The 21,810-nt window shown below is 70.0% G+C and carries 20 protein-coding genes; 4 read left to right on the top strand and 16 right to left on the bottom strand.

Going from position 1 to position 21,810, the window contains the following annotated elements; genetic code table 11:
- Positions 1-80: 80 nt before the first annotated feature.
- From B4K29_RS02375 to B4K29_RS02345, 7 genes are read right to left on the bottom strand one after another with little or no spacing between them, the layout of a single operon-like run.
- Positions 81-890, bottom strand: a complete 810-nt coding sequence (locus B4K29_RS02375) for an enoyl-CoA hydratase/isomerase family protein (protein ID WP_286966314.1) — start codon at positions 888-890, stop codon at positions 81-83.
- Positions 883-2,109 carry a cytochrome P450 gene (locus tag B4K29_RS02370; RefSeq protein WP_286958858.1) on the bottom strand — a complete coding sequence of 409 codons (1,227 nt, stop codon included), beginning with the start codon at positions 2,107-2,109 and terminating at the stop codon, positions 883-885. Before B4K29_RS02370 ends, B4K29_RS02375 begins: the two co-directional genes overlap by 8 nt.
- A 44-nt stretch (positions 2,110-2,153) precedes the next feature.
- Positions 2,154-2,774 (bottom strand): VOC family protein, encoded by a 621-nt coding sequence (locus B4K29_RS02365; protein ID WP_286958379.1) that lies wholly within the window; start codon positions 2,772-2,774, stop codon positions 2,154-2,156.
- A gap of 45 nt (positions 2,775-2,819) precedes the next feature.
- Complete coding sequence (locus B4K29_RS02360; protein ID WP_286958378.1) at positions 2,820-3,848, bottom strand: MDR family oxidoreductase; 1,029 nt, start codon at positions 3,846-3,848, stop codon at positions 2,820-2,822.
- Complete coding sequence (locus B4K29_RS02355) at positions 3,845-5,539, bottom strand: FAD-dependent monooxygenase (protein ID WP_286958377.1); 1,695 nt, start codon at positions 5,537-5,539, stop codon at positions 3,845-3,847. The genes B4K29_RS02360 and B4K29_RS02355 overlap by 4 nt, the downstream gene beginning before the upstream one ends.
- A complete protein-coding gene (locus B4K29_RS02350) occupies positions 5,536-6,741 on the bottom strand; it encodes a CaiB/BaiF CoA transferase family protein (protein WP_286958376.1) in 1,206 nt (401 codons plus the stop codon). Before B4K29_RS02350 ends, B4K29_RS02355 begins: the two co-directional genes overlap by 4 nt.
- Positions 6,738-7,619 (bottom strand): enoyl-CoA hydratase/isomerase family protein, encoded by an 882-nt coding sequence (locus B4K29_RS02345; RefSeq protein ID WP_286958374.1) that lies wholly within the window; start codon positions 7,617-7,619, stop codon positions 6,738-6,740. The genes B4K29_RS02350 and B4K29_RS02345 overlap by 4 nt, the downstream gene beginning before the upstream one ends.
- A gap of 139 nt (positions 7,620-7,758) precedes the next feature.
- Here B4K29_RS02345 and B4K29_RS02340 point away from each other — a divergent pair, with 139 nt between their 5' ends.
- A complete protein-coding gene (locus B4K29_RS02340) occupies positions 7,759-8,652 on the top strand; it encodes a LysR family transcriptional regulator (RefSeq protein ID WP_286966313.1) in 894 nt (297 codons plus the stop codon).
- Positions 8,653-8,661: 9 nt separating this feature from the next.
- Here the strand turns inward: B4K29_RS02340 and B4K29_RS02335 are convergent, their stop codons facing one another.
- The 9 genes from B4K29_RS02335 to B4K29_RS02295 form a co-directional block, all read right to left on the bottom strand.
- The gene (locus tag B4K29_RS02335) at positions 8,662-9,807 is read right to left on the bottom strand and encodes an alpha/beta hydrolase (protein WP_286958372.1); all 1,146 of its coding nucleotides are present in this window, start codon (positions 9,805-9,807) and stop codon (positions 8,662-8,664) included.
- A 97-nt stretch (positions 9,808-9,904) separates the two neighbouring features.
- Positions 9,905-10,435, bottom strand: coding sequence for a Uma2 family endonuclease (locus tag B4K29_RS02330; protein ID WP_286958371.1), 531 nt, complete (start codon positions 10,433-10,435; stop codon positions 9,905-9,907).
- Entirely contained in the window at positions 10,432-11,556 is a 1,125-nt protein-coding gene (locus tag B4K29_RS02325; protein WP_286958370.1) for a phosphotransferase family protein, read from the bottom strand. The genes B4K29_RS02330 and B4K29_RS02325 overlap by 4 nt, the downstream gene beginning before the upstream one ends.
- Entirely contained in the window at positions 11,553-12,632 is a 1,080-nt protein-coding gene (locus tag B4K29_RS02320; protein ID WP_286958369.1) for a TIGR03857 family LLM class F420-dependent oxidoreductase, read from the bottom strand. The genes B4K29_RS02325 and B4K29_RS02320 overlap by 4 nt, the downstream gene beginning before the upstream one ends.
- Complete coding sequence (locus tag B4K29_RS02315; RefSeq protein ID WP_286958367.1) at positions 12,629-13,054, bottom strand: MaoC/PaaZ C-terminal domain-containing protein; 426 nt, start codon at positions 13,052-13,054, stop codon at positions 12,629-12,631. The genes B4K29_RS02320 and B4K29_RS02315 overlap by 4 nt, the downstream gene beginning before the upstream one ends.
- A complete protein-coding gene (locus tag B4K29_RS02310; RefSeq protein WP_286958366.1) occupies positions 13,051-13,479 on the bottom strand; it encodes an FAS1-like dehydratase domain-containing protein in 429 nt (142 codons plus the stop codon). Before B4K29_RS02310 ends, B4K29_RS02315 begins: the two co-directional genes overlap by 4 nt.
- Positions 13,476-15,065 (bottom strand): class I adenylate-forming enzyme family protein, encoded by a 1,590-nt coding sequence (locus B4K29_RS02305; protein ID WP_286958365.1) that lies wholly within the window; start codon positions 15,063-15,065, stop codon positions 13,476-13,478. The genes B4K29_RS02310 and B4K29_RS02305 overlap by 4 nt, the downstream gene beginning before the upstream one ends.
- Before the next feature lie 9 nt (positions 15,066-15,074).
- Positions 15,075-16,220: an acetyl-CoA acetyltransferase gene (locus tag B4K29_RS02300; protein ID WP_286958364.1), complete on the bottom strand. Its 1,146-nt coding sequence runs from the start codon at positions 16,218-16,220 to the stop codon at positions 15,075-15,077.
- Complete coding sequence (locus tag B4K29_RS02295; RefSeq protein ID WP_286958890.1) at positions 16,217-17,839, bottom strand: AMP-binding protein; 1,623 nt, start codon at positions 17,837-17,839, stop codon at positions 16,217-16,219. Before B4K29_RS02295 ends, B4K29_RS02300 begins: the two co-directional genes overlap by 4 nt.
- Before the next feature lie 181 nt (positions 17,840-18,020).
- Between B4K29_RS02295 and B4K29_RS02290 the strand changes: the two genes are divergently transcribed.
- The 3 genes from B4K29_RS02290 to B4K29_RS02280 are packed head-to-tail and all read left to right on the top strand — an operon-like array spanning position 18,021 to position 21,809.
- A complete protein-coding gene (locus B4K29_RS02290; protein ID WP_286958362.1) occupies positions 18,021-19,601 on the top strand; it encodes a class I adenylate-forming enzyme family protein in 1,581 nt (526 codons plus the stop codon).
- On the top strand, positions 19,598-20,767 hold the full coding sequence (locus B4K29_RS02285) for an acyl-CoA dehydrogenase family protein (RefSeq protein WP_286958361.1): 1,170 nt from the start codon (positions 19,598-19,600) through the stop codon (positions 20,765-20,767). The genes B4K29_RS02290 and B4K29_RS02285 overlap by 4 nt, the downstream gene beginning before the upstream one ends.
- A gap of 10 nt (positions 20,768-20,777) precedes the next feature.
- Complete coding sequence (locus B4K29_RS02280) at positions 20,778-21,809, top strand: acyl-CoA dehydrogenase family protein (protein WP_286966311.1); 1,032 nt, start codon at positions 20,778-20,780, stop codon at positions 21,807-21,809.
- Position 21,810 lies beyond the last annotated feature (1 nt).

Raw genomic sequence — 21,810 nt, 5'->3', positions numbered from 1 at the left:
CACGGAAGCGTCAGAAGAGCCAGATTTTTGACGACTCGTTGACCCGCCAGTGTCAGGTTGAAGCACGGTTGGCAGGGGCCTCAGGCGCGGTGCTGTCGCTCCTCGAAGGCTCGTACGCGAGCCTTGTGGTCCTCGGAGAGGAGCAGGACGGTGTTCGCTACCCGGTCGAAGTCACGAGCGGTCCCGCGGTCGACCGACGCCGCCGTATCCACCGCGAGCTTGGCCAGCCCGACAGCATCGCCGGGGAGGTCGACGAGCTTGCGCATGAACGCGTCGACCTCCTCGTCGAAGGAATCCTCCGGGTGGACGGCGTGAACCAGGCCGATGGCCAGAGCCCGGTCGGCGTCGACGACCTCACCGGCCATGGCCAGCCACTTGGCCCAGTGAGGGCCGATCAGTCGGGTCACCCGACTGATCCCCCCCGACCCAGGGATGACGCCGAGGTTGGGCACCTCGGGCAACGCGAAGGTCGCCCGAGGTGTGGCCAGACGGAAGTCGCAGGACGAGCTCAGCTCGAGCCCCACCCCCCAGCACGGACCCTGGACGGCGACGACGACAGGCTTCTCGATCGCCTCCAGCTCGTCGAAGAGCAGATGAAGCCGGCGATAGCTACGACGAAGCCGACGGGTGTCGCGCCCATCGGTGTCGTCGCGGCCCGCCATCGTCCCGCCGATGTCCATGCCTGCGGAGAAGAACCTGCCCTCGGCCCTGATGAGGAGCGCCCGAAGGTCGTCGCGATCTCCGAGGTCCACTGCAGCCGATCGAAGCGCGTCGACCATCTCCTGGCTGACCGCGTTGAGCTTGGCATCCCTGGTGAAGGTGACCGTGAGGACCCCCTCCCGCTCGGTGCGGCGGAAGTCCGCGCCCTGGGATGAGAGGCGTTCACCCATGACGCGCCTCGGCGAGCTCAGCGTCGCCCTGAGGCGAGACCAGCAGCTGCTCCAGGTTGCGGAACACCAGGTTCGGCACGATGGCGAATGCCTGGTCCTCGACCAGCCGCAGCCTCGGCAGGCGCGAGACCAGCACTTCGAGCATGACCTTCATCTCGAGACGCGCGAGCGGCGCACCGAGGCACAGATGCACGCCCTTGCCGAAGGAGAGATGGGCCCTGGCGTCCTCCCGGGTGACGTCGAACACGTCCGGGTCGGGAAAGCGTGCCTCGTCGCGGTGCGCGGAAGCCAGGGTGAGCATGATGCCCGACCCGGCGGGAATGGTCACCCCGCCGATCTCGACATCCTCGAGGGCGATCCGGCGGTGTCCGAGGATGGGCGGGTCGTAGCGCAGCATCTCCTCGACCGCGCCTGGAATCAGGTCGGGATCGCCGACAAGGGCCGCCCACTGGTCCTGGTGACCCAGCAGGTACCGCATGCCACCACCAATGGCGGCGGTCGTGCTGTCATGACCGGCGAGAGCGAGCGCATAGACGATGCGGACCACGTCCAGGCGCGACATCTCCTCGTCCGGACGGCCGGCGGCATACGCCAGGAGCTCGGTCGTCATGTCGTCACCGGGCTGTCGCTCCCGCAAAGACACGTGGTCCTCGCAGTAGGTCCAGAACGCCAGGTTGGTCCGGGCGACGGCGACCTGCTCGTCCTCCGGGAGCCGACCATAGGTGAGCTGGACCCGACCCCGGCACCATCCCTTGACCATGTCCCAGTCCTGCTCGGGGAAACCCAGCAGGGAGAAGCCGGCATATCCCGGCAGAGGAACGGCCAGCCCACTCATGAGGTCAGCGACGGGCTCCGTGGAGAGCGCGGCGACGAGCTCCTCGGTGATCGAGCGCAGAACGGGTTCCATGGCAGCGACCCTGCGCGGCGTCAACCCCTTGAGGACGGCCTTGCGCATGAAGCCGTGGCGAGGGGGGTCAGCGTTGTTCAAGGTCGGCACGAGCGGTATCGCGCGCATGACTTCCTTGGCCGCCTCGCACGGCTGCCAGATGGGAGAGGAGGCATTCCCGGCGCTGTACGTACCCCGCGTGAGAAAGACTCGCTCGGCATCCGAGTACCTGGTGACGAAGTAGAGATCGACCTCGGGGACGTAGAACACCGGGGTCTCGCGCCGTTGCTGCGTCAGGTAGTCGAAAGGGACGCTGAGGAAGTCGGGGTCCATCAGGTCGACGTCATGAGCGACCGGGCAACGGCCAGTCCCCCCGGTCACGAGTCCGACTCCAGGGCGGTCGTGATCCGGTGCTTGAGCTCGATCTCGTCGAGCACCGAGGTGCCCTTGGCCCGAGCCCGGTCCTTGGCGTCCACCCACCGCTTCAGCGCCACGGCTGCTTCCGCCCCCTGGTTGTTCCAGTCGGGGTCGAGCGGTGTGGTGATCTCGAGCCGGATCCCGTTGATCGGGTCGTAGAAGTAGATGCTGTAGATGATGCCGTGGTTGACCGGCCCGACGACGTCGATGCCCTGGGCCGTGATGTGCGCGTGCCAGCGGTCGACGTCCTCGACCGACTCGGTGTGCAGCGCCAGGTGGTCGAAGGTGTCGTACGCCGGGTGGCTCGGCTTGGCCCGCGGCGGCAGCTCGGGGGCCTCGAAGAAGGCCAGCGTCGACCCGTCCCGCATCCGGAAGAAGATGTGGAAGTAGGGGAAGGGCTCGCCGGTGGAGGGCACGCGGTCGTCCATGACGGCCTGCACGAAGTCCATCTGCATCACCCGGGTGTAGAAGTCGACGGTGTCCTCGGCGCACGGCGTCACGTACGCCAGGTGGTTCAACATCGTCGGGGTGGTGGGCACGAGGGCTGGTGCCGAGGTGGCGACCGAGGTATGGGTGCTCATGGGTCTCTCCTTGCTCGTGGATGGATCGTTGGTGGGGCCGGTGGATCAGTCAGTGGAGGAGTCGGTCGTGCCGGACTCGGCGGCGATATCGATGACGACCCGGCCACGAATTCGGCCGGCGAGGATGTCCTCGGCCAGGGCGGGGACGGCGGAGAAGGGCTCCACGCGGGAGATCTCGGCCAGCGCGGGTGCCGGCAGGTCGGTCCCGAGACGTCGCCAAGCTTCGATCCGCACGGGCATGGGGGCCATGACCGAGTCGACACCGAGGAGGTTCACGCCGCGCAGGATGAAGGGCAGGATCGTCGTGGGCAGGTCGTTGCCGCTGGCGAGGCCGCACGCCGCCACCGACCCGCCATAGCGGATCTGGCTCAGGACGTTGGCCAGGGTCACTCCCGCGACCGTGTCCACCGCCGCCGCCCACCGCTCCGCCTGCAGGGGTTTGCCGGGCTCGGCGAGCTGGGCCCGGTCCACGATGGCCGCAGCACCGAGGGCACTCAGGTAGTCATGGGTCTCGCTGCGGCCGGTCACGGCCTCGACCTCGTAGCCCAGCTTGGCTAGGATGGCGACGGCCACGCTCCCGACACCACCCCCCGCTCCGGTGACCACCACGGGTCCGCCTCCTGGCACCACCCCGGCCTCCTCCAGCCGCAGGATGCACATCATCGCCGTCAGGCCCGCCGTCCCGATCCCCATCGCCTGCTCGGCCGTGAGCGTCTCGGGACGACGCACGAGCCATCCGGACTGCACCCGCTGACGAGCGGTGTAGGCCCCCTGCTCCGTCTCCGAGAGACCGTGCCCGGTGACGATCACGTCGTCACCGACCGACCAGTCGGGACTGTCGGAGGCCGCCACGGTGCCCGCCAGGTCGATGCCGCACACCATGGGGAGGCGGCGCGCGATCCGGCCCTTGCCGGTCACCGCCAGCCCGTCCTTGAAGTTCAACGACGAGTGGCTGATCTCCACGGTGACGTCGCCCGGGGGGAGGTCGGCCTCGGTCAGCTCCACGAGCGCGGCCGGGCCAGGCTCGCGGATCACATAGGCGGGCCAGCGTCGTGCAGGCTCGGTGCTGTTCATGCATGCTCCTTGGTGGGACGTGAGAGAGGCTGAGTGGTGCTGGGGCGACGGTCATCGACACGCGCGCCGCGCACCGTGTCGATGATGGCGGCGGCGTCGTCGAGGTCGGGCGCCACGTCACCGCGCCACGCGACGTGGCCATCCGGGCGCACGAGAACCAGCGCGCGCGAGTAGGCCCTCGCGACACTCGGTTCATCGATGTGGATGACCGTCAGAGGCACTCCCCCGGAGGCCGCGGCCACGACGAGTGCCCTGGCGTCGGGCGGCCTGGGCCCCAGCCTGAGCAGCACGAAACCCTCGCCGAACAGGTCCAGGGTCGACCGGCCGTCCTCGAGGTAAGCATGGGGGGCCCGGTGACCGGGGCGGTCGGTGGAGACGAACGTGCTCACCTCGTCCGGAGGTTCGGGTGTGCCGTCCGGCACGACGATGGGCGACCCCTCGTAGCGGAAGCCGAGGCCGACCCCCTGAGAGTTGAACTCGCCGTGCAGGGAGGTCACGAGCCGGTCCCCCACGGTGCGGCGGGCTGCATCGGCCTCGGCTCCCGATGCCAGGATCTGCGAGTAGTCGAGCGGCTCGACCCACTGCTCGTAGTTCCTGCTCGACAGCGTGCTGTTGCGAACGGCGACCGGCCGCCGCTCCTGCGTGTAGGCGTGCAGGAGCCCGGGACCACCCCATCCCTCGAGGCAGGCAGCCAGCATCCAACCGAGGTCGGAGACGTCGCCGAGGCCTGTGTTGAGGCCGTGACCGCCGGTGGGGGATGTGGTGTGGGCAGCGTCGCCGGCGAGCAGGACCCGCCCGTGGTCGAAGGTCCTGGCAGCGCACTGGCTCCGGCGCCAGGGCACCACCCCGAGGATGCGGAACGGGATCTCGTCGCTCCCGAGCGCCCGACGCACCTGGGCTGCTGCATCGATCGTGTCCAGGTCCGGCGCCTCGGAGAAGCCCAGCAGCGTGAACCTCCAGATCCGGTCGTAGTCCATCGACGTCGCGTTGGACCACGCGCCGTCTGGGCCCAGGAAGAGAAATCGTTCGGCCTTGCCATGAGAGTGGTGGCGCTCGAGCTCGTCGATCTCGACGACGACGGTCACGGAGTGGTCCAGCGTGCGTCCCTCGAAGGGGATGTGCATCAGCCGACGAACCGTGCTGCCGGCCCCGTCGCAGCCGACGAGGTAGTCAGCCCGAAGGCGCTCGTGGCGTCCGTCACCATCCACCACCTCGGCCACGACGTGGTCACCCAGGTCGACCACGTCGACCAAGCGGGTCTCGTGACGCAGGTCGACCAGACCGGTGGCCGTCGCTGCCGCCGCCAGCAGGGGGTCCAGGACGAACTGCGGGCACTTGCGCAGGATCTCAGGGCTGCCGGGCGACTCGCAGCGTTCGGCGGCCGAGGGCATCGCCGAGCGCCCCACGAGGTGGCCGCCGACGAGGCTGGTGAGGTAGACCGTGTCTCTGGGGTACTCGTCGTCACAACCCCAGCCGACGATCTGGTCTCGCAGTCCCCACCGGCGCATCAGCTCCATGGTTCGCTCGTTGAGGGTTCCCGCCTTGGCCGGCATCAGCGCGGACTGGGCCGTCCCCCGCTCGAGGACGACGGATCGGACCCCTCGCTGGGCGAGGTCCAGGGCCAGGGCCAGGCCGACAGGACCGGCGCCGACGACGAGGACGGGAGGACTGGTGCGGACGTCGGTCGTCATGAGCAGTGCTCCGCCGACGCCGCGGGACTCTCCAGCCGGGCGATGACCTCGGACGAGACACCCGCCTCGCGCAGCACCTCGACCGTGTGCTGCCCCAGCGAGGGGGCCGGTCGCGGGGCCGGGAAGCTCACGTCGGGCCAGCGGCTCGGGATGGCCATCTCACGCACCAGACCCTCGGTGGGATGCTCGGCCAGACGGAAGAAGCCGACCCTCTCCAGGTGCTCGTCGTAGATGGCCGACTCCAGGCTGTGGACCGGAGCAGCCGGGATGTCCGCCGCGTCGAACCGGGCGAGCCACTCCTGCGTCGTGCCCGTCGCCACCGCCTCCCCCACCTCGCGGTAGAGCGCCTCGGAGTGCTCGGTGCGGCTGCGCAGGGTCGCCACCCTGGGGTCCGTCGAGAACTCCTCGGAACGGCCCACGAGGTCGAAGAAGGAGCGCCAGTGTGCGTCGGTGTACACGATCGCCGTGATGTAGCCGTCCAGGGTCCGATAGGGGTGCCGAGCCGGGTTGAGCGTCCGTTGGTAGCCGGGCGGCCCGATCGGCGGCTCGAAGGTATGACCACCCATGTGATCGCCCAGGGTGAACTGCGCCATCGTCTCGTACATGGGGATGTCGATCTGCTGGCCGACCCCCGTCGAGGCGCGCTGGTGCACGGCGGCGAGCAGGGCGACGGCGGCGTGCAGCCCCACGGCACGGTCGTTGAAGGCCAGGGGCACGAAGTGCGGGTGGTCGGACCCGGTGCGAACGAGCATGTCGGGCACCGCGGTGAGCGACTGGATGAGATCGTCGTATGCCGGCCGGCCGGCGTACGGTCCGTCCTCCCCGAACCCGGTGAGCCCCACCCAGATCAAGCGGGCGTTCCGGGCTGACAGCGTGGCGTAGTCGATCCCCAGGCGGGCGAGGCCAGCGGGACGGACGTTGCTGATGAAGGCGTCGCACGAGTCGGCGAGCGTCAGGAAGGCGTCGCGACCGTCGGGCTCCCGCAGGTCCAGCACCACGGATCGCTTGTTGCGGTTCAGGTGCAGGAAGGTCGTGCCCATGTCGGGGTTGCGCATGGGCGGGATCTGCCGCGTCGTGTCCCCCGCCGGGGTCTCGACCTTGATCACGTCCGCGCCGTAGTCGGCGAGGACCTGGGTGGCGTAGGGGCCCATGACCACATTGGTCAGGTCGAGGATGCGTAGGCCGTCCAACGGAGTCGTCATGAGGTCTGCTCCCCTCCACCGTCACCAGCGACACTGTCCAACCAGCTCCCCCGCACCTGCTGCGCCGTCGCGGTCCTCAGGCCCCGCACCCCCTGGGCGGTGACGATGTCCTCGAACCGGCGACCGTCCGGAGCCGTGGCTGCGTGGCTCGCCGACTTGGTCAGGACGTCGACCGCGCGCCCCGCGACACGTCCCGCCGCCCTGCCGGCCGACTCCACCGCGGCGTCGATGGCGCGCTTGTTCAGCCGGAGCGAGGTGGGGGGCATCGTCGCGATGCGCTGCGCCAGGTCTAGAGCCCTTGTCAGGAGCATCTCGCGGGGGATCACGGCGAGAGCAAGACCGCACTCCACCGCCTGCTGGGCGCCGATCGTCTCCCCGGTGAAGATCAGGAACTTCGCCCAGGAGGCGCCGACCACGGCAGCCAGCTCGGCGCCGCCGGGATGTCCGAACCGGCCCTCGGGCAGGCCGAAGCGGGCATCGTCGCCAGCCAGCACGAGATCGGCCTGGACGATCATGCCGAGACCCGCGCCCAAGCAGCTGCCCTGGACCGCCACGACGACCGGCTTGCTCACCGCACGGACGCGAGCGTGGAAGTCGTCCACCTGGGTGACGAGCCAGAGGTCTCCGTCGATCCCCTCGGGCAGGGCCGCGCCGGTGAGGTCCCCGCCTCCGCAGAAGGCGTCCCCCTCGGCATGCAGGAGGATGCAGCCCACCGCGTCATCATGGTCTGCCACGAGCAGCGCCTGGAGGATCTCGGTGCGGCTGGACCCAGGACCTACGCCGAGCACGTTGCGTCTCTCGGGACGTGCCAGGACGATCTGGGCCACACCGGAGGCCACGGCGTACCGCACATGCTCGAACGTCCCCGGTAGTTCCATGGGCTTCACTCCTGCTCGGACGACCCTCGACGGGACGCGCCCGCCCAGCTGCTTCCCTCGAACCTAGGTCCGCGCAACGCATTAGTCCAACTGATATTATTGATTCAGCAGATCAACATCCCTGATGATTCGAGGGCGGATGCGGTTCACCTTGCGCCAGCTCGAGGTCTTCGACGCCGTGGCTCGCCATGGCAGCGTGACCCGAGCGGCCGACGAGCTGCACCTCACGCAGTCCGCGACCAGCATGGCGATCCACGCGCTCGAGAAGGCGTTGGGCCGCACCCTGTTCCGGCGAGAGGGGCGTTCGCTCCAGCTCACCGAGCAGGGCCGCGCGCTCCAGCCGCGAGCCCGATCGATGCTGACGTCCGCCGGCGAGCTCGACCGAGAGGTCGCCGCGGACTCCGCTCGGGAGTCCCTTCTCGTCGGCGCGAGCCCCACTGTCGCCGACCACCTTCTCGGGGAGGTCCTGCTCTCCTTCATGGGCATGCACCCCCGGGTGCACGTGACCGTTGCGGCCCTCCCCTCTTTGGCGGTCATCGAGCGGATGGAGGAGATGTCCCTGGACGTGGGCCTGATCGAGATGGTGACCGCCCGTGGATCGTTGGCGCAGCAGCGATGGTTCAACGATCGTTTCGCCATCGTGTGCGCGCCTGGCCACCGGCTGACGGCATCGGCAGCGCTCAGTGCCACGGATCTAGCCAGCGAGTCATGGTGCCTCCAACCGCGGTTCTCCGACTCCCGCCGCCAGTTCACCTACGCCTTGTTGAGCCTGCTCGAGACCATCGACATCACTCTCGAGAGCGACAGCATCTCGATCATCAAGGCCGCGGTGGCCGGAGGGGTCCTCCTGAGCTGCCTCCCACGGCCCAGCGTCGCACGTGAGCTCGAGTGCGGCAGCCTCGCCGAGCTCACGGTCTCCAACCTGGACCTGAAGATGCCCTTCAGCATCCTGACGCGCAGAGGCGTCCAGCTCTCCGCAGCCCAGTCGGACTTCGTCGCCTGCGCACTCGACCGGGCTCCGGCGACCCGGTGAGGCGACGGGTCAGAGCATGTCGTGGCGCCCCAGCCAGTCCGCCATGAACCTGGCGACGTCGCGCACGAGATCAGGCCGTCCCTCGAAGTAGTGCGTCCCGCCCGGGACGTCGATCCGCTCCCAGTCCGTGTGCACGATGGCATCGGTGATCTGCCTGGTGTGGGAGGGCATGACCGTCGGGTCCGCCGTGCCGAGCACGACCAGGATCGGCGCCGCGATCTCTGAGAAGTTCTGCACACCGGCATTGGTGTGCTCCAGGCTCCACTGGCTCAGCCATGAACGAAGCGTCGTGAAGTGGGCCAGCGACGCGGGTAGGTAGTTCGCCGTCTGCGGAGGACCCCACAAGGTGACCCCCAGGTCACGGTCGTTCGGGTCGATCGCGGGATCGAGAAACCTCAGGTCCGCGGTCGTCCCGTGCACGACGAAGGGCAGGTCCGTGAGGCCGTCCCCACGACGCGCCAGACCCTCGACCTGGCCCAGGACCCACGCGGTGATCCGCTCGACGCGAGCCGTCTGGGCCGCACGGTAGGCGGCGATGAAGTGCTCCGGGTAGGCCGGACCGTTGGCCGGGTCGAACATGTCCAGGGACGGTGTGCGGACGAACGGCTTCGCCTCGTCCACGATGGCCGGGTCGATCCACTCAGCTCGCAGCAACGCGCGACTGGGGTGGGCGTTCAGCAGGATCAGGGCGTCGGCCGCCACCAGGCCGGATGTGGTGAGGTCGGGCCCTCCTCCCCCGGGAGCCTGGCGGATGGTGGGCCGCTCGGCCTGCGACTGGTAGAGGGGGGCGAGTCCCCCTCCCCCCGAGTTGCCGAGGACCACCACCTTGTCGTAGTCCGCCCGCAGCCGGGCCACGGTCGCACTCACGTCGAGGACACAGTTCTCCAGGAGTAGCGCGCTGTCATTGCCGATGTACCTCGTGGTCATGCCGACCGCCGCCACTCCCGACCGCGCAAGATCATCGAGCAGGTAGTGCCCGAGGAAGTTCGCGGTCGGGTGGCAGAGCACGACCGCCGTGCGCGGCTTCGACCCCTTGACGCGCACCTCACGAGCCCAGACCCGACCCGAGATGCGAGCGACGCCGGAGTAGATGTCCACGGCCCCCGACGCGTCCATGGGAACCGGGATCAGGCGTTCCTCGAGATCGGCCTGCACGTGGCACCTCCGGTCGAACCGTCGCGGTTGCGGATGAACGCATCCTCCCGCAGTGAGAGCTAACTGTCAACAGTTTACATTTGTTCGTGTGCTGCGGCTACTCGATCCCCAGGCCGGACGGCCGGACGGCTACTCGGAAGGGTTCGGTGAGGACGAGCACCTCGTCCCCGCGCGCCGAGGCCCGCTCGACCAGGTCGACGACGCCGGACGTATCGGTGGTCAGCGCGAACGCCGTCAAGGACGGGGCCAACGGGTCGACGAACCACACAGCAGGTATGCCGGCCGAGGCGTACGCCCGCATGTTGGCCGTCACCACCGCACGTCGGGATCGGTCGAGGACCTCGACCACGAGCTCCGGCAGCCCGTGCGGGTGACCCCCGCCAACCACGACGAGGTCGGGCCGGACCACGGTGGTGGGACCGAGGACCACCTCGGCGTCCACGAGGACCTGACCGTCACCGGCGGGCGTCGCCCGGTCGAGCAGGGTCGACAGGCGGGACACGGCGAGCTCCTGCCAGCGCCCCCTGGGCGGCGAGATGGTGATCGCTCCTGCGACGAGCTCACAGCGATGAGCGGGCCACTGCCCGCGGGCATGCTGCAGCTGAGCCACGTCGATCTGCGCGCTCACGACCCGCCTCGGTGGCGCTGGTAGTCCGCGGACAGCTCGGGGACCTCGAGGCCGAGACGCCGCGCGAGGAGGATGGTCGCGGCGTTCTCGTGCGCCATGCGGGTGCCGGGTTCCAGCTCGCCCTTGGCGACGCGCCGGTCCGCCTGCCTGATCAGGGTCGTCGCCAGGAAGAAGGCTTGCTGAACCTCGAAGAAGTCGAGACTCGCCAGGGCGTGACCGCTGCGCTCCTCGTAGGTGTCGATGGATTCGTCCCGGCCTGGGAGACCCTCGAGCCGCGTGACGCCGATGGCGTCGGTCGCGAGCTCGTCGAAGACGAGCCAGTGGGCCACGTCGATCTCACGTGGTCCGATGCTGGCGACCTCCCAGTCCAGGACCGCCTCGACGGTGCCGTCCGGTCCGAAGATCATGTTGCCCACGCGCGCGTCGCCCCACACCAAGGCGTCCGGGCCGCCACCGGCGCGCGAGACATTGTCCTGCAGCCACCGCAGCGCGACGTCGGGTATCGCAAAGCTCCGCTCTCGGGCGGCCCAGCGGTACCACGCGGTGAGCCGACGCAGGTGAGCGCCAGCACCTGTCGCGTCCCCGGCTGGGGCGAGGAACCCCAGGTCGTCCTCCCATCGCACCTGGTGGACGCCCACCAGCGCGTCCATGGCGTTGTCCCACAAGGTCCGGCGCTCCGTCGGCGACAGGCCGGTCAGCCAGCCGGTGGAGTGGATGGACGGTTTGGCGCCGGGCACTCGACCCGGCACCAGGTCCATGACGAAGAAGGGCCGGTCGAGCACGCGACCCGACTGCTCCGTCCACCGCACGCTCGGGACCGGGACGCTCGACCCGGCCAGGCCTCGCAGGATCGCCGCCTCTCGGAGGACGTCCGGCCGCAGGAAGATTCCGTCGGGAGCCGGCTCACGCCGGACCACCTGGCGAGCTTCGTGCTGCCGGCCGCGCAGCTGCCAGGTCAGCCGGTAGGTCCACAAGTCGGACGACTGTCCCACGACCGGCCGCGCGACGTCGTGCAGGGAGACCTCGTCGACACCGTGACCGTGGTCCTCGACGAGTCGGTCCAGCAACCAGGGGGTGAGTCGCGCGACGAGCGTGTCGTGCCCCGGTCGATCAGGCGTCATGACGGTCGCGCCGGGATCGCCCCGACCAGCGCATCCAGCTCGGTGACCCGGGCGCCGTGCAGGATGATCTCGTCCGCCCCCGCCAGCAGGTAGTCGCCGATCCGCGCCACGCAGGCGTCCGCAGAGCCGACGGCGGTCGCATCGGGCAGCCAGTGGTGCGGGAGCGCCTCGGCCAGCTCCGCGAGCTGGTCCCGAGAGAGGTTCTTGTCGGCCGGCAGCCCGGCGAGATCTCTCAGCGCCGGCTGGTCGCGAAAGGCAGCGAGGGCGTCCCGCGCCCATCCGTTGGCACCAACGATGGCGTCCCCCAGACCCGCCACCGAGAGGTAACCCGCCGCACGGGCGTCCACCGCCGCCCTGGCCGCCTCCGGGGCCAGGTCTGGCGCGACGACGAGCGTTGCCGCGCACCGGATCGCGTCCGGGTCCCGACCTGCCGCGGCCGCGGCGTCGCGCACCCGCAGGATCGACCGCCGCACGCCCTCCGGCGTGAGCAGCGGGTGCAGGATCACGCCGTCGTAGGCCCGCCCGGCGAGGTCGAGGGTCTTGGGCCCGATGGCCGCGAGGAGGAGCGGTGGCGGCGGCAGCTCGAGATGCTGGGCCAGGCGCAACCGGGGGAAGCTGCCCAGCGGACCCTCGTGGCTGACCGTGTCACCAGCCCACAGGCGACGAAGGATCGAGGCGATGTCCTCCAGAGCCCGCAGGGTCGGAGCCTGGGCCCCGTACGCGGCCCACCGCCAGGCGGCCGACCGGCCGAACCCCATGACGAAGCGGCCGCCCGTCAACGCCTGGAGGGTCTGTCCCATCGAGGCGAGCACCATCGGGTGACGCAGCACCGGGTGGGTCACGGCCGCGCCGATCCGGATCCGGTCGGTGACCTGGCCGATGGCTCCGGCCAAGGACGGGAGGTCCTTGGTGTCGTAGCGTTCGCCGAGCCAGGCCGTCCCCAGGCCCAGCCGCTCGGCGGCGCGAGCCTCGTCGAGGCCGCGCCGAGGATCGGTAGCAGCACCGGGCAGGACGTAGCAGCCCACCCGCTCGCGGGTGACCCCCTGCCTGCTGGACGCCGAGGACGAGTCGCTCACGGCGCTCCGTCCGTCGTCTCCGGCACGATGCAGCGCACCGTGCCGGACAGCGCCGTCGCGCCGGTCTGACGCGTGCAGGTCACCTCGACGGTCGCCAGCGGACCCTCGTCGCTCTCGCTCATGGCGACGACCCGTCCGGCGAAGGTGAGGACGTCGTCCGGCCAGACCTGTTCCTTGAAGCGAACCTTGAGGCCACGGATGTTGTGCGGACCCAGCCACTCGCTGGCGAAGGTCCCGAGCAGACCGGCCGTCAGCATCCCCTGGGCGAACACCGAGGGAAACCCGGCTCCGCGCGCGAAGCCGTCGTCGTAGTGCATCGGATTGAAGTCACCTGAGGCCCCGGAGTAGCGGACCAGCATCTGGCGCGTGATGGGTCCGAAGGCTCGTTCGGCCCCCGATCCCATCGTGATCGGTCCGGTCATGGCTGGTCCTCCCCGATCGGCTCCGTCTCCACCAAGGTCATCCGCTGCTCGGCCACCAGCCTCCCGCTGTCGTCCACGAACTCCGTCACCACGACCGCGAATCGCATGGTGCCGCCTCGTCTGCCCGGGCGCTCGTAGGTCTTGTCGAGGCGGTGCCGGCCGGTGAGTCGCTGACCTGCTCCTGGTGGCGGCCCGTGGAAGAGGTACTCCTGCTCACCGTGGAGGAGTCGCCTGCGGTCGAACCCCGCGAGGGCCACGGGCGAGACTCCGCTCCAGAACACCGAGGACACCAGGAAGGTCGGTGGCGACACCGCGCCCGAGAGCAGCTCTGGGTCGGTGGCCAGGGTCGCGGTGGCGAACTCGCGCACCTTGCCCTTCTCGACGAGCATGTCGAATGGCGCGTCGGTCGGTGCGGTAGTTGTCATGAGTCTCCTCGTGGGGGTGCTGGCGCAGGGGGTGTGGAACCTGGCGCGGTGGGGGCGCCCCCGACGCGCACGTCGACCGACCCGGGGTCGCCGAGCCGCTGGAGCGCCGTCTTGTCGACCTTGAGCATGGCGGTGACCGGAAGCTCCGGAACGAGGCGCAGATCGTCTGGGGACTTGTAGTCCGCGAGCCGGGCACCGACGTGCTCCCTCAGCTCGCGGAGGGTCGGCGGGTCATCCGGATCAGTGGGGACGACCCAGGCCATGCCCCGCTCGCCGAGCACCGGCGTCTCCACGCCGATGACCGCCACCCTCGCCACCTTGGGATGGTCGGCCAGCTCGTGCTCGACCTCGAGCGGGTAGACGTTGTAGCCGCCACGGATGTACATCTCCTTGCTGCGGCCGACGAGGACCAGGTTGCCACCGTGGCCGATCCAGCCGAGGTCGCCCGTTCGGAGCCAGTCGCCGCAGAAGGCGGCCTCCGTCAAGGCGGGAGCCTGCCAGTACCCGCGCATCACACAGGCACCCCGGACCTGGACGTGACCCGTCTCGCCACCACCCACCTCGACGTCGTCCGCGTCGACGATCCGCACCGCCATGCCCGCCTGGGGGCGCCCCACGGTCCGGCTCTGCACCGCCGGCGGGTCGGCCGGATCGGTACCGGTGATGCTGGGCGCCTCGGTCATCGCGTAGCGGACCACGAGCGAGCACCCCAGCCGCTCACGAACCGCCTCGACGAGCTCGGGCGAGGCCGGAGCCGTGGCGGCGACACCGACACGCAGGTGCGGGAGGACCGCCCGGTCCAGGCCGGGCACCGTCAGCAGCTTGGCCCACTGGGTCGGCACCCCGCCCGCGAGGTCGATGCGCTCGTCGACCAGGAGCCGTGCCATGTCCTGCACGCTCCACGGTTGGGGACTGACGACCAGGGTCGAGCCGCTGACGAGCTGTTCGACCACCTTGGCGAGGTATCCAGCGTGCGCGAAGGGGGTGCTGAACAGTCGGCGCTCACGCCGACCCCCGATGGCGCCTGCCGAGGCCACCGCCGCGGCCAGGCCACGGTGGTCGTACCACGCCCCCTTGGGGACCCCCGTCGTCCCGCTCGTCCAGATGATGACGGCCGCGTCGTCCGGTCGCGATGTCGACGCCGGCCCCGGCTCGCACGTCGGGGCTGCCGCCCAGTCGATGTCGTCGTGGCCAATCACCCTCGTGCCCGGGTCGATCGCCGGCCAGGGCACGGTGTCGTCGCGCACGACGAGCGCCGGCGAGCTTGCGCGCAGGATCGCGCCGACCTCGTGCGCGCCCAGCCGGGTGTTGACGGCGGTGACCACCGCGCCGAGCCTGAGCACTGCGGCATACGCGATCGCGAAGTCGATCCCTGAAGGCAGGAGAAGGGCGACGACCTCGCCGGGCCGGACGCCCCGCCCGGCGAGCCGCTCGGCCACCCCGGCGGCCGCTCGGTCCCACTCCGCGAAGGTCAGGGTGCGCGCACCCTCGACGTAGGCCTGCTGATCACCGTGCTCCCTCACGGCAGCCCGCATGGCCTCGCCGAACGTGAGCGGAGGGCCTGGTGTCGGGGTGGGGATGCACACGACGATCGCCTACTCGGTACCCAGGATCATGGTCCCGTTCGTGCAGAACCAGCCGCCGGTACCGCTGACGCAGGCCAGACGCGCGTCGTTCACCTGGCGCGGCCCGGCCTGACCACGAAGCTGCCGAACCGCCTCGACGATGAGGAAGAGCCCGCGCTGGCCGGGGTGGCAGGCCGACAGCCCGCCACCATCGGTGTTGGTGGGGAGACTCCCGCCCAGACGCAGCGCGCCCGACTCGACGAATGCTCCTCCTCCACCACGCTCGCAGAACCCCAGGTCCTCGAGAGTCAGCAGAAGCATGTAGGTGAAGGCGTCATACAGCTGCGCCACGTCGATGTCCTGAGGGGTGACGCCCGCGCGCTCGAAGGCGCGCTTGCCGGCGATGGTCGCCGGACCCACGGTGAAGTCGTCCCACTGCGACATCGACACGTGGCTCGTCGCCTCACCTGACCCAAGGATCCAGACCGGCTCGTGCTTGAGGTCTGGGACCCGATCCTCCGCGACGAGGACGACGGCGGCGCCACCGTCCGAGCGGATGCAGCACTGGAGCTTGGTGAAGGGGTCCGCGATCATCGGACCGGCGAGGACATCCTCCACCGTGATCGGGTCCCGGAACATGGCCTCCGGGTTGTCGGCCGCGTTGAAGCGTGCAGACACCGCGACGTCTGCGAGCTGCTCGATGGTCGTGCCGTACTCGTGCATGTGGCGGCGGGCGGCCATGGCGTACTTGGAGATGATCGTGTGACCGTACGGCGCCTCCCACTGGACCGGCCCGCGGGTTCCCCAGGCCAGGCTGGCCGTGCGCAGCCGCTTGCGGATGTCCGCCCGGGCCGTGGAGCCGTAGGTGAGCAGGACGACGTCAGCGTGCCCGGCCGAGATCGCGTCGGCGGCATGGGCAGCCATGACCTCCCACGAGGCACCCCCGACGGCGGTGGAGTCCAACCAGCGGGGCCGCAGGCCGAGGTACTCGGCCACGTCGGCCGGGGGGAGCATGCCGAGAGAGGTCGACGCTACGCCGTCGATGTCTGCGGGCTGCAGCCCTGCGTCGGCCAGTGCTCGCTGGCTGCTCTGGGCGACGAGCGCCCAAGGAGACAGGTCGTCGACCCTGCCGACGTCGGAGAGGGCCACACCGGCCACGGCGACTCTGCGGTTCACGATTCCTCCGGGGAGTGGACATCGATCGGACGATCAGCGGTCAGCCGCTCCCGGAGGTCCCGCTTGAGGACCTTGCCGTAGCCGCTTCGGGGAAGGCTGTCGACGCTGACGTAGTCCTTCGGCCGCTTGTAGGACGCCAGACGGGACCGGACATGCTCCTGGAGCGCGCCGACGCTCACGGTGGATCCGCCCACGGGCACGACGACCGCCACCACGCGTTCGCCCCAGTCCCGGTCGGGGATGCCGACGACGGCGACCTCGTGGACGACCGGGTGCTCGAGCAGGACCTCTTCGACCTCCCGGGCGTACACGTTGGAGCCGCCGCTGATGATCAGATCCTTCAAGCGATCGAGGACGTACAGGTAGCCGCGCTGGAAGGTGCCGACGTCACCGGTGTGCAGCCAGCCGCCTCGCAGGGTGTCAGCGGTCTCCTCGGGCCGGCCCCAATAGCCCTTCATCACGGCTGGGCCACGCACGACGATCTCACCTCTGGCGCCGTCGGGCACCTGCCGGCCGGCGGCGTCGACGACCCGCACCTGCATGCCGGTCCGAGCGTGGCCCGCCGACCCGAGGCGGGACGACTCCGGCCCGGTGAGTCGGTGCTCTGCATGGGACAGGAACGTGGCGGTCATCGGAGTCTCTCCCTGTCCGTACAGCTGGACGAGGACGGGCCCGAGCGAGCTGATCGCCGCTCTGAGGTCCTCGACGTGGAAGGGCGCGCCGCCATACACGATCGACCGCAGGCAGCTCAGGTCCGGCGGCTGGCCGCTCACCCGGCGCGCATCGATCTCTGCGACCATCCGAGTGATCTGGGTCGGCACCATCCAGGTGTCCGTCACGCGATGCTCGACGAGGAGTTCCAGTGTCTCGGCCGCGGTCACGGTCTCGGGTGCCGGGATGACCTGGGTGGCGGCCTTGGCGACGGCCACCAGGGCGTGGAACCCGGCGCCGTGGCTCAGCGGCGCCACGTGCAGCACCACGCTGTCCGGCGTCAGGGGGGTGAGGTCCGCCACCCAGCCCACGACGGCGAAGAGCAGGTTGCCGTGCGTCAGCATCGCGCCCTTGGGCCGACCGGTGGTGCCCGAGGTGTAGAAGAGCCAGCAGCAGTCGTCGTCGGCGACGTCCGCCGCCTCCTGGACCGCCCCTGCGTGGCGAGCGATCTCGCGCTCGTAGTCCAGCATGCGGCCAGGGTCGGCCGGGTCGCCGGCGGAAGGGTCGGCCGTCTCGCCGCCCACCGCGAGGACGTGCCGCACGCTTGTCGACTGGCGCACCGCCTCGATGACCACCGTCGCAAAACCCGGACCGTGCACGAGGACCGCAGCCTGCGAGTCCTGGAGGTGATAGGCCACCTCCCCCGCCGTGTAACGGGGGTTGAGGGGCACCAGGACCAAGCCGAGCTTGAACACGGCGAACATCGTCTCGATGACCTCGGGCCGGTTCCACGACAGGCAGGCGACCCGGTCGCCCGGCTGGACGCCGAGCTCCCGCAGCCCCGCGGCGAGTGCATCCACCCGGGCGTCCAGCTCGGCGAAGGACCAGCGCTGCGAGCCGAACCGCAGCGCCACGTGCTCGCCATGGTGAACCGCCGCCGTGGTGAGGAGAGACCCCACGTTGGTCATGTCCTGCCCCTCTCCCTGTGGACCAGCTCCTGCTTGGTCGTCCTGATCGGAGCGGGTCGTCGGCGACTCTAGCAGAGTTTGTCGACTGTTGACAGATGACGGCCGCCGGGGCAGCATGCGTGGTGGATGGCTTTCGCAGACGCAAGCTTGATCCCTCGTGACCGACGCCCCGGAGGCTGACATGGCAGACGCTGACATCACGCTCTCAGCCCTGGGGACGTCGACCGAGCCTCGGCTCGGGATCCAGGCGAACAGTCTCTGGGACCTCGCGGTCCAGCGGGCTCGGGCCACCCCCGAGGACGTCTTCGCCGTCGACGAGCACGACCGACGGTTGACCTTCGAGGAGCTGCTCCTCAAGGCGGAGCGCGCGGCGGCAGGCCTGCACGAGCTGGGCATCTCTCGGGGGTCCATCGTCTCCTGGCAGCTCCCCACCTGGCTGGAGACGGCCGTCCTCACCCTGGCCCTCAGCCGGATCGGCGCGGTGCAGAATCCGCTCATCATGATGCTGCGCGACAAAGAGGTCCGCTTCATCTGCGGACAGCTGCGGTCCCAGGTGATCATCGTGCCCGTGGAGTACCGGGGGTTCGGCCACCTGGACATGGCACGCAGCCTGGCGACGGATCACGGCTCCGTCGCGGTGCTCGTGGTGGATCGGGACCTCCCGGACGGCGACCCGGCCACCCTTCCTCCTCCCGCGCCCGAGCCGGAGATCCGCTGGGCGTTCTACACGTCGGGCACCACCTCGGACCCCAAGGGTGCCCAGCACACCGACCAGGGGCTCCTGACGGCCTCGGACGCCTACTGCAACGCGATCCGCCCCGTGCCGACCGACCGGCTGGCCGCCTTGGCGCCCATCGCCCACATCGGTGGGATCGTCCACCTCCTGCAAGCCCTCCAGGTTGGCTGCAGCCTCATCTTCGCCGACATCTTCGATCCACAGACGACGACTCGAGCACTGACCTCGGCGGGAGTGACCCACGGCGGAACGGGAGCGCCCTTTGCCCGGATGCTCATCGCGCAGCAGAAGGCCGACCCGAACCGCCGCCTCTTCCCCGAGATGAAGGCCTTCATGATGGGGGGCGCGCCCCGCGTCGCGAGCCTGCACCGAGAGGTCAAGGAGGGGCTCGGCGGGGTGGGAACGGTCTCCGGCTACGGCCTGACCGAATGCCCGTACATCTCCTGGGCAAGCCCAACGGACGACGACGACCACCTTGCCCTGAGCGACGGGCGCGCCAGCCCCGGCGTGCAGATCCGCATCGTCGGGGCTGACGGTCGGCTGGCATCCGTCGGCGAACCGGGCGAGCTGCGCGTGCGCGCACCACAGCTGATGAGGGGATACGTCGACCCCGCCCTGGACGCCGCGGCCTTCGACGAGCTGGGGTTCTTCTGCTCTGGTGATGTCGCCACCATCGACGTCGATGGGTACGTCACCATCACCGGGCGGCTGAAGGACGTCATCATCCGCAACATGGAGAACATCTCGGCCCGCGAGGTGGAGGAGCACCTCGTTCGCTGCGAGGGGGTGGCCGAGGCAGCCGTCGTCGGCCGCGCGGACCCCATCACCGGCGAGCGAGTCGTGGCTGTGGTCGTGCCGGCCGACCCGGCAAACCCTCCGTCGCTCGAGTCGCTGACGCCGCAGCTGCTGGCGCAGGGCCTCAACAAGCGCAAGCTTCCCGAGACGGTCGAGCTCATCAACGCTCTCCCCCGCAACGCCATGGGAAAGATCCTCAAACGCAACCTTCGACCTGGAGCGAGCTCATGAACCTCGACTTCACCCCCGACCAGGACGCCTTCCGCGAGGAGGTTCGTACGTGGCTCGAGGAGCACAAACCCCGGGACACCCGTCCAGAGGACGAAGATGCACGGGAGTACGACCTCGGTTGGCAGCGCACCCTGCACGAGGCAGGGTGGGCGGGCATCGACTGGCCGGTCGAGTATGGCGGTCGGGGGCTGTCCCTGCTGGAGCAGCTCATCTGGCACGAGGAGTACGGCCGCGCAGACCTGCCGGCGATGGACACGCGGTTCGTGGGGCTGAACCACGCCGGCCCCACTCTCATCGCCCGGGCCACCGACGAGCAGAAGTCTCAGCACCTTCCGCCGATCCTGCGGGGGGACGTCCTGTGGTGCCAGGGCTTCTCCGAACCTGGGAGCGGATCTGACCTGGCCTCGCTGCGGACTCGGGCCGTGGTCGACGGCGACGACCTGGTCGTCACTGGTCAGAAGGTATGGACCAGCTACGCTCACGTCGCCGACTGGCAGGAGCTCCTCGTCCGGACCGACGACTCGGGCTCCAAGCACCAGGGCATCACCTGGGTGATCTGCGACATGCACTCTCCCGGGGTGGAGGTGCGGCCCATCGAGACCATCGACGGCGCGCATCACTTCTGCGAGGTCTTCTACGACGAGGTGCGCATCCCGCTGACCAATGTCGTGGGAGGCCTCGGCAACGGCTGGAGCGTGGCCATGTCCACGCTGGCGTTCGAGCGCGGCACCGCATTCACCGCCGGCCAGGTGCGCCTCGCGACGACGGTCGAGCAGCTCATCGAGCTGGCTCGTGAGCTCCCGTCCTCGCTCGGTCGAGGCAGTGCGTTGGCCGACGACGAGATGGCGCGTCGACTGGCGACCGCCCGGGCGGAGGTGGCGGCCCTCCAGGCCATGACCTATGTCGGGGTCTCGCGCACCGACGCGACGGGGGTCCCGGGTCCGGAGGGATCGATCGTCAAGCTCTACTTCAGCGAGCTGCAGAAGTCGGTGGCCCGCCTGGCCATGGACCTCGTCGGATCACGGGGCCTCGAGCTCGTCCCCCTGTCGGCCCCCGACGGCTGGTCCGGACGGTTCCTGGAGTCCTTCTCCTACACCATCGGCGGCGGCACCTCGGAGGTGCAACGCAACATCATCGGAGACCGCGTACTCGGTCTCCCACGCTGAGAGGACGCTCGTGCGACTCATTCCTACCGATGACCAGGACCAGCTGGTCAGAGCAGCAGCCGAGTTCTTGGGCGAGCAGCTGGGCACGGAGCTGGTCCACCGACGGAACGACGCGCAGGTCGTGTCTGCCGAGCTCTGGCGCCGGACCGCTGATCTCGGGCTGCTCGGAGCCGGGCTGCCCGAGCCGGCCGGAGGCCTTGGGCTGGGGCTCGTCGAGGAGTACCTCGTCCTGCGCGAGGTGGGACGCATTCCCTCCCCCGGCCCCTTCGTCTCCACGATCCTTGCCGCCCACGTGGCGGCGGCGTCGGGGGACATGTCACTCGCCCAGTCCCTGGTGACTGGCGAGACCCGGGCCGGCCTGGTCCTGCCCGGGCCGGCGCGGAGGGGAGACATGGTCACCGCTGCGAGCGGCGACTCGGCCTACGCCCTCGACGCCCGGCCCGAGGGTCTCGTCATCATGCTCGCCCGGGAGCGCGCCGCGTTGTACGACACCCAGGGTCTGGCCGCGCTCGACCCTGCGCCGAGCCTCGACCCCGCCAGCACCCTGGCCAGGGTCTCCATGTTCGGCGCCGAGCCGCTCACGGAGGTCACGTCGGGAGCCTCCGACATCTTCGCCCGTGCGATGGTCCTCACGGCCGCCGTGCTCACGGGCGTGGCGGAAGGCGCCCTTGCCGCATCGACCCAGCACGCGAAGGTGCGGGAGCAGTTCGGCCGCCCCATCGGGGTCAACCAGGCCGTCAAGCATCACTGCGCCGACATGGCACTGCGAGCCGAGGCCGCAGCCGGCCAGACCGCGTTCGCGGCAGCAGCCTTCGAAGGGGGCCGCCCCGATGCCGAGCTCCACGCGGTCTCGGCTCTCCTGATGGCCCAGACGGCGGCTCGCGAGAACGCCGCGGCCAACGTGCAGCTGCACGGGGGCATGGGGTTCACGGCCGAGGCCGACGCACATCTCTATGTGAAGCGCGCCGAGGTCCTGACCCATCTGCTCGGGCCGCGAGCGGGGCTCCTAGGACGCCTGATCGAGCTGCCGAGCCCGCGCTGAC

Origin of the sequence: Arsenicicoccus sp. UBA6765 (assembly GCF_002453335.1) — a bacterium.
Taxonomy (GTDB): domain Bacteria; phylum Actinomycetota; class Actinomycetes; order Actinomycetales; family Dermatophilaceae; genus Arsenicicoccus; species Arsenicicoccus bolidensis.
Note: the sequence above shows the minus strand (reverse complement) of the source record. Positions and strands in the feature narration are given on the sequence as shown.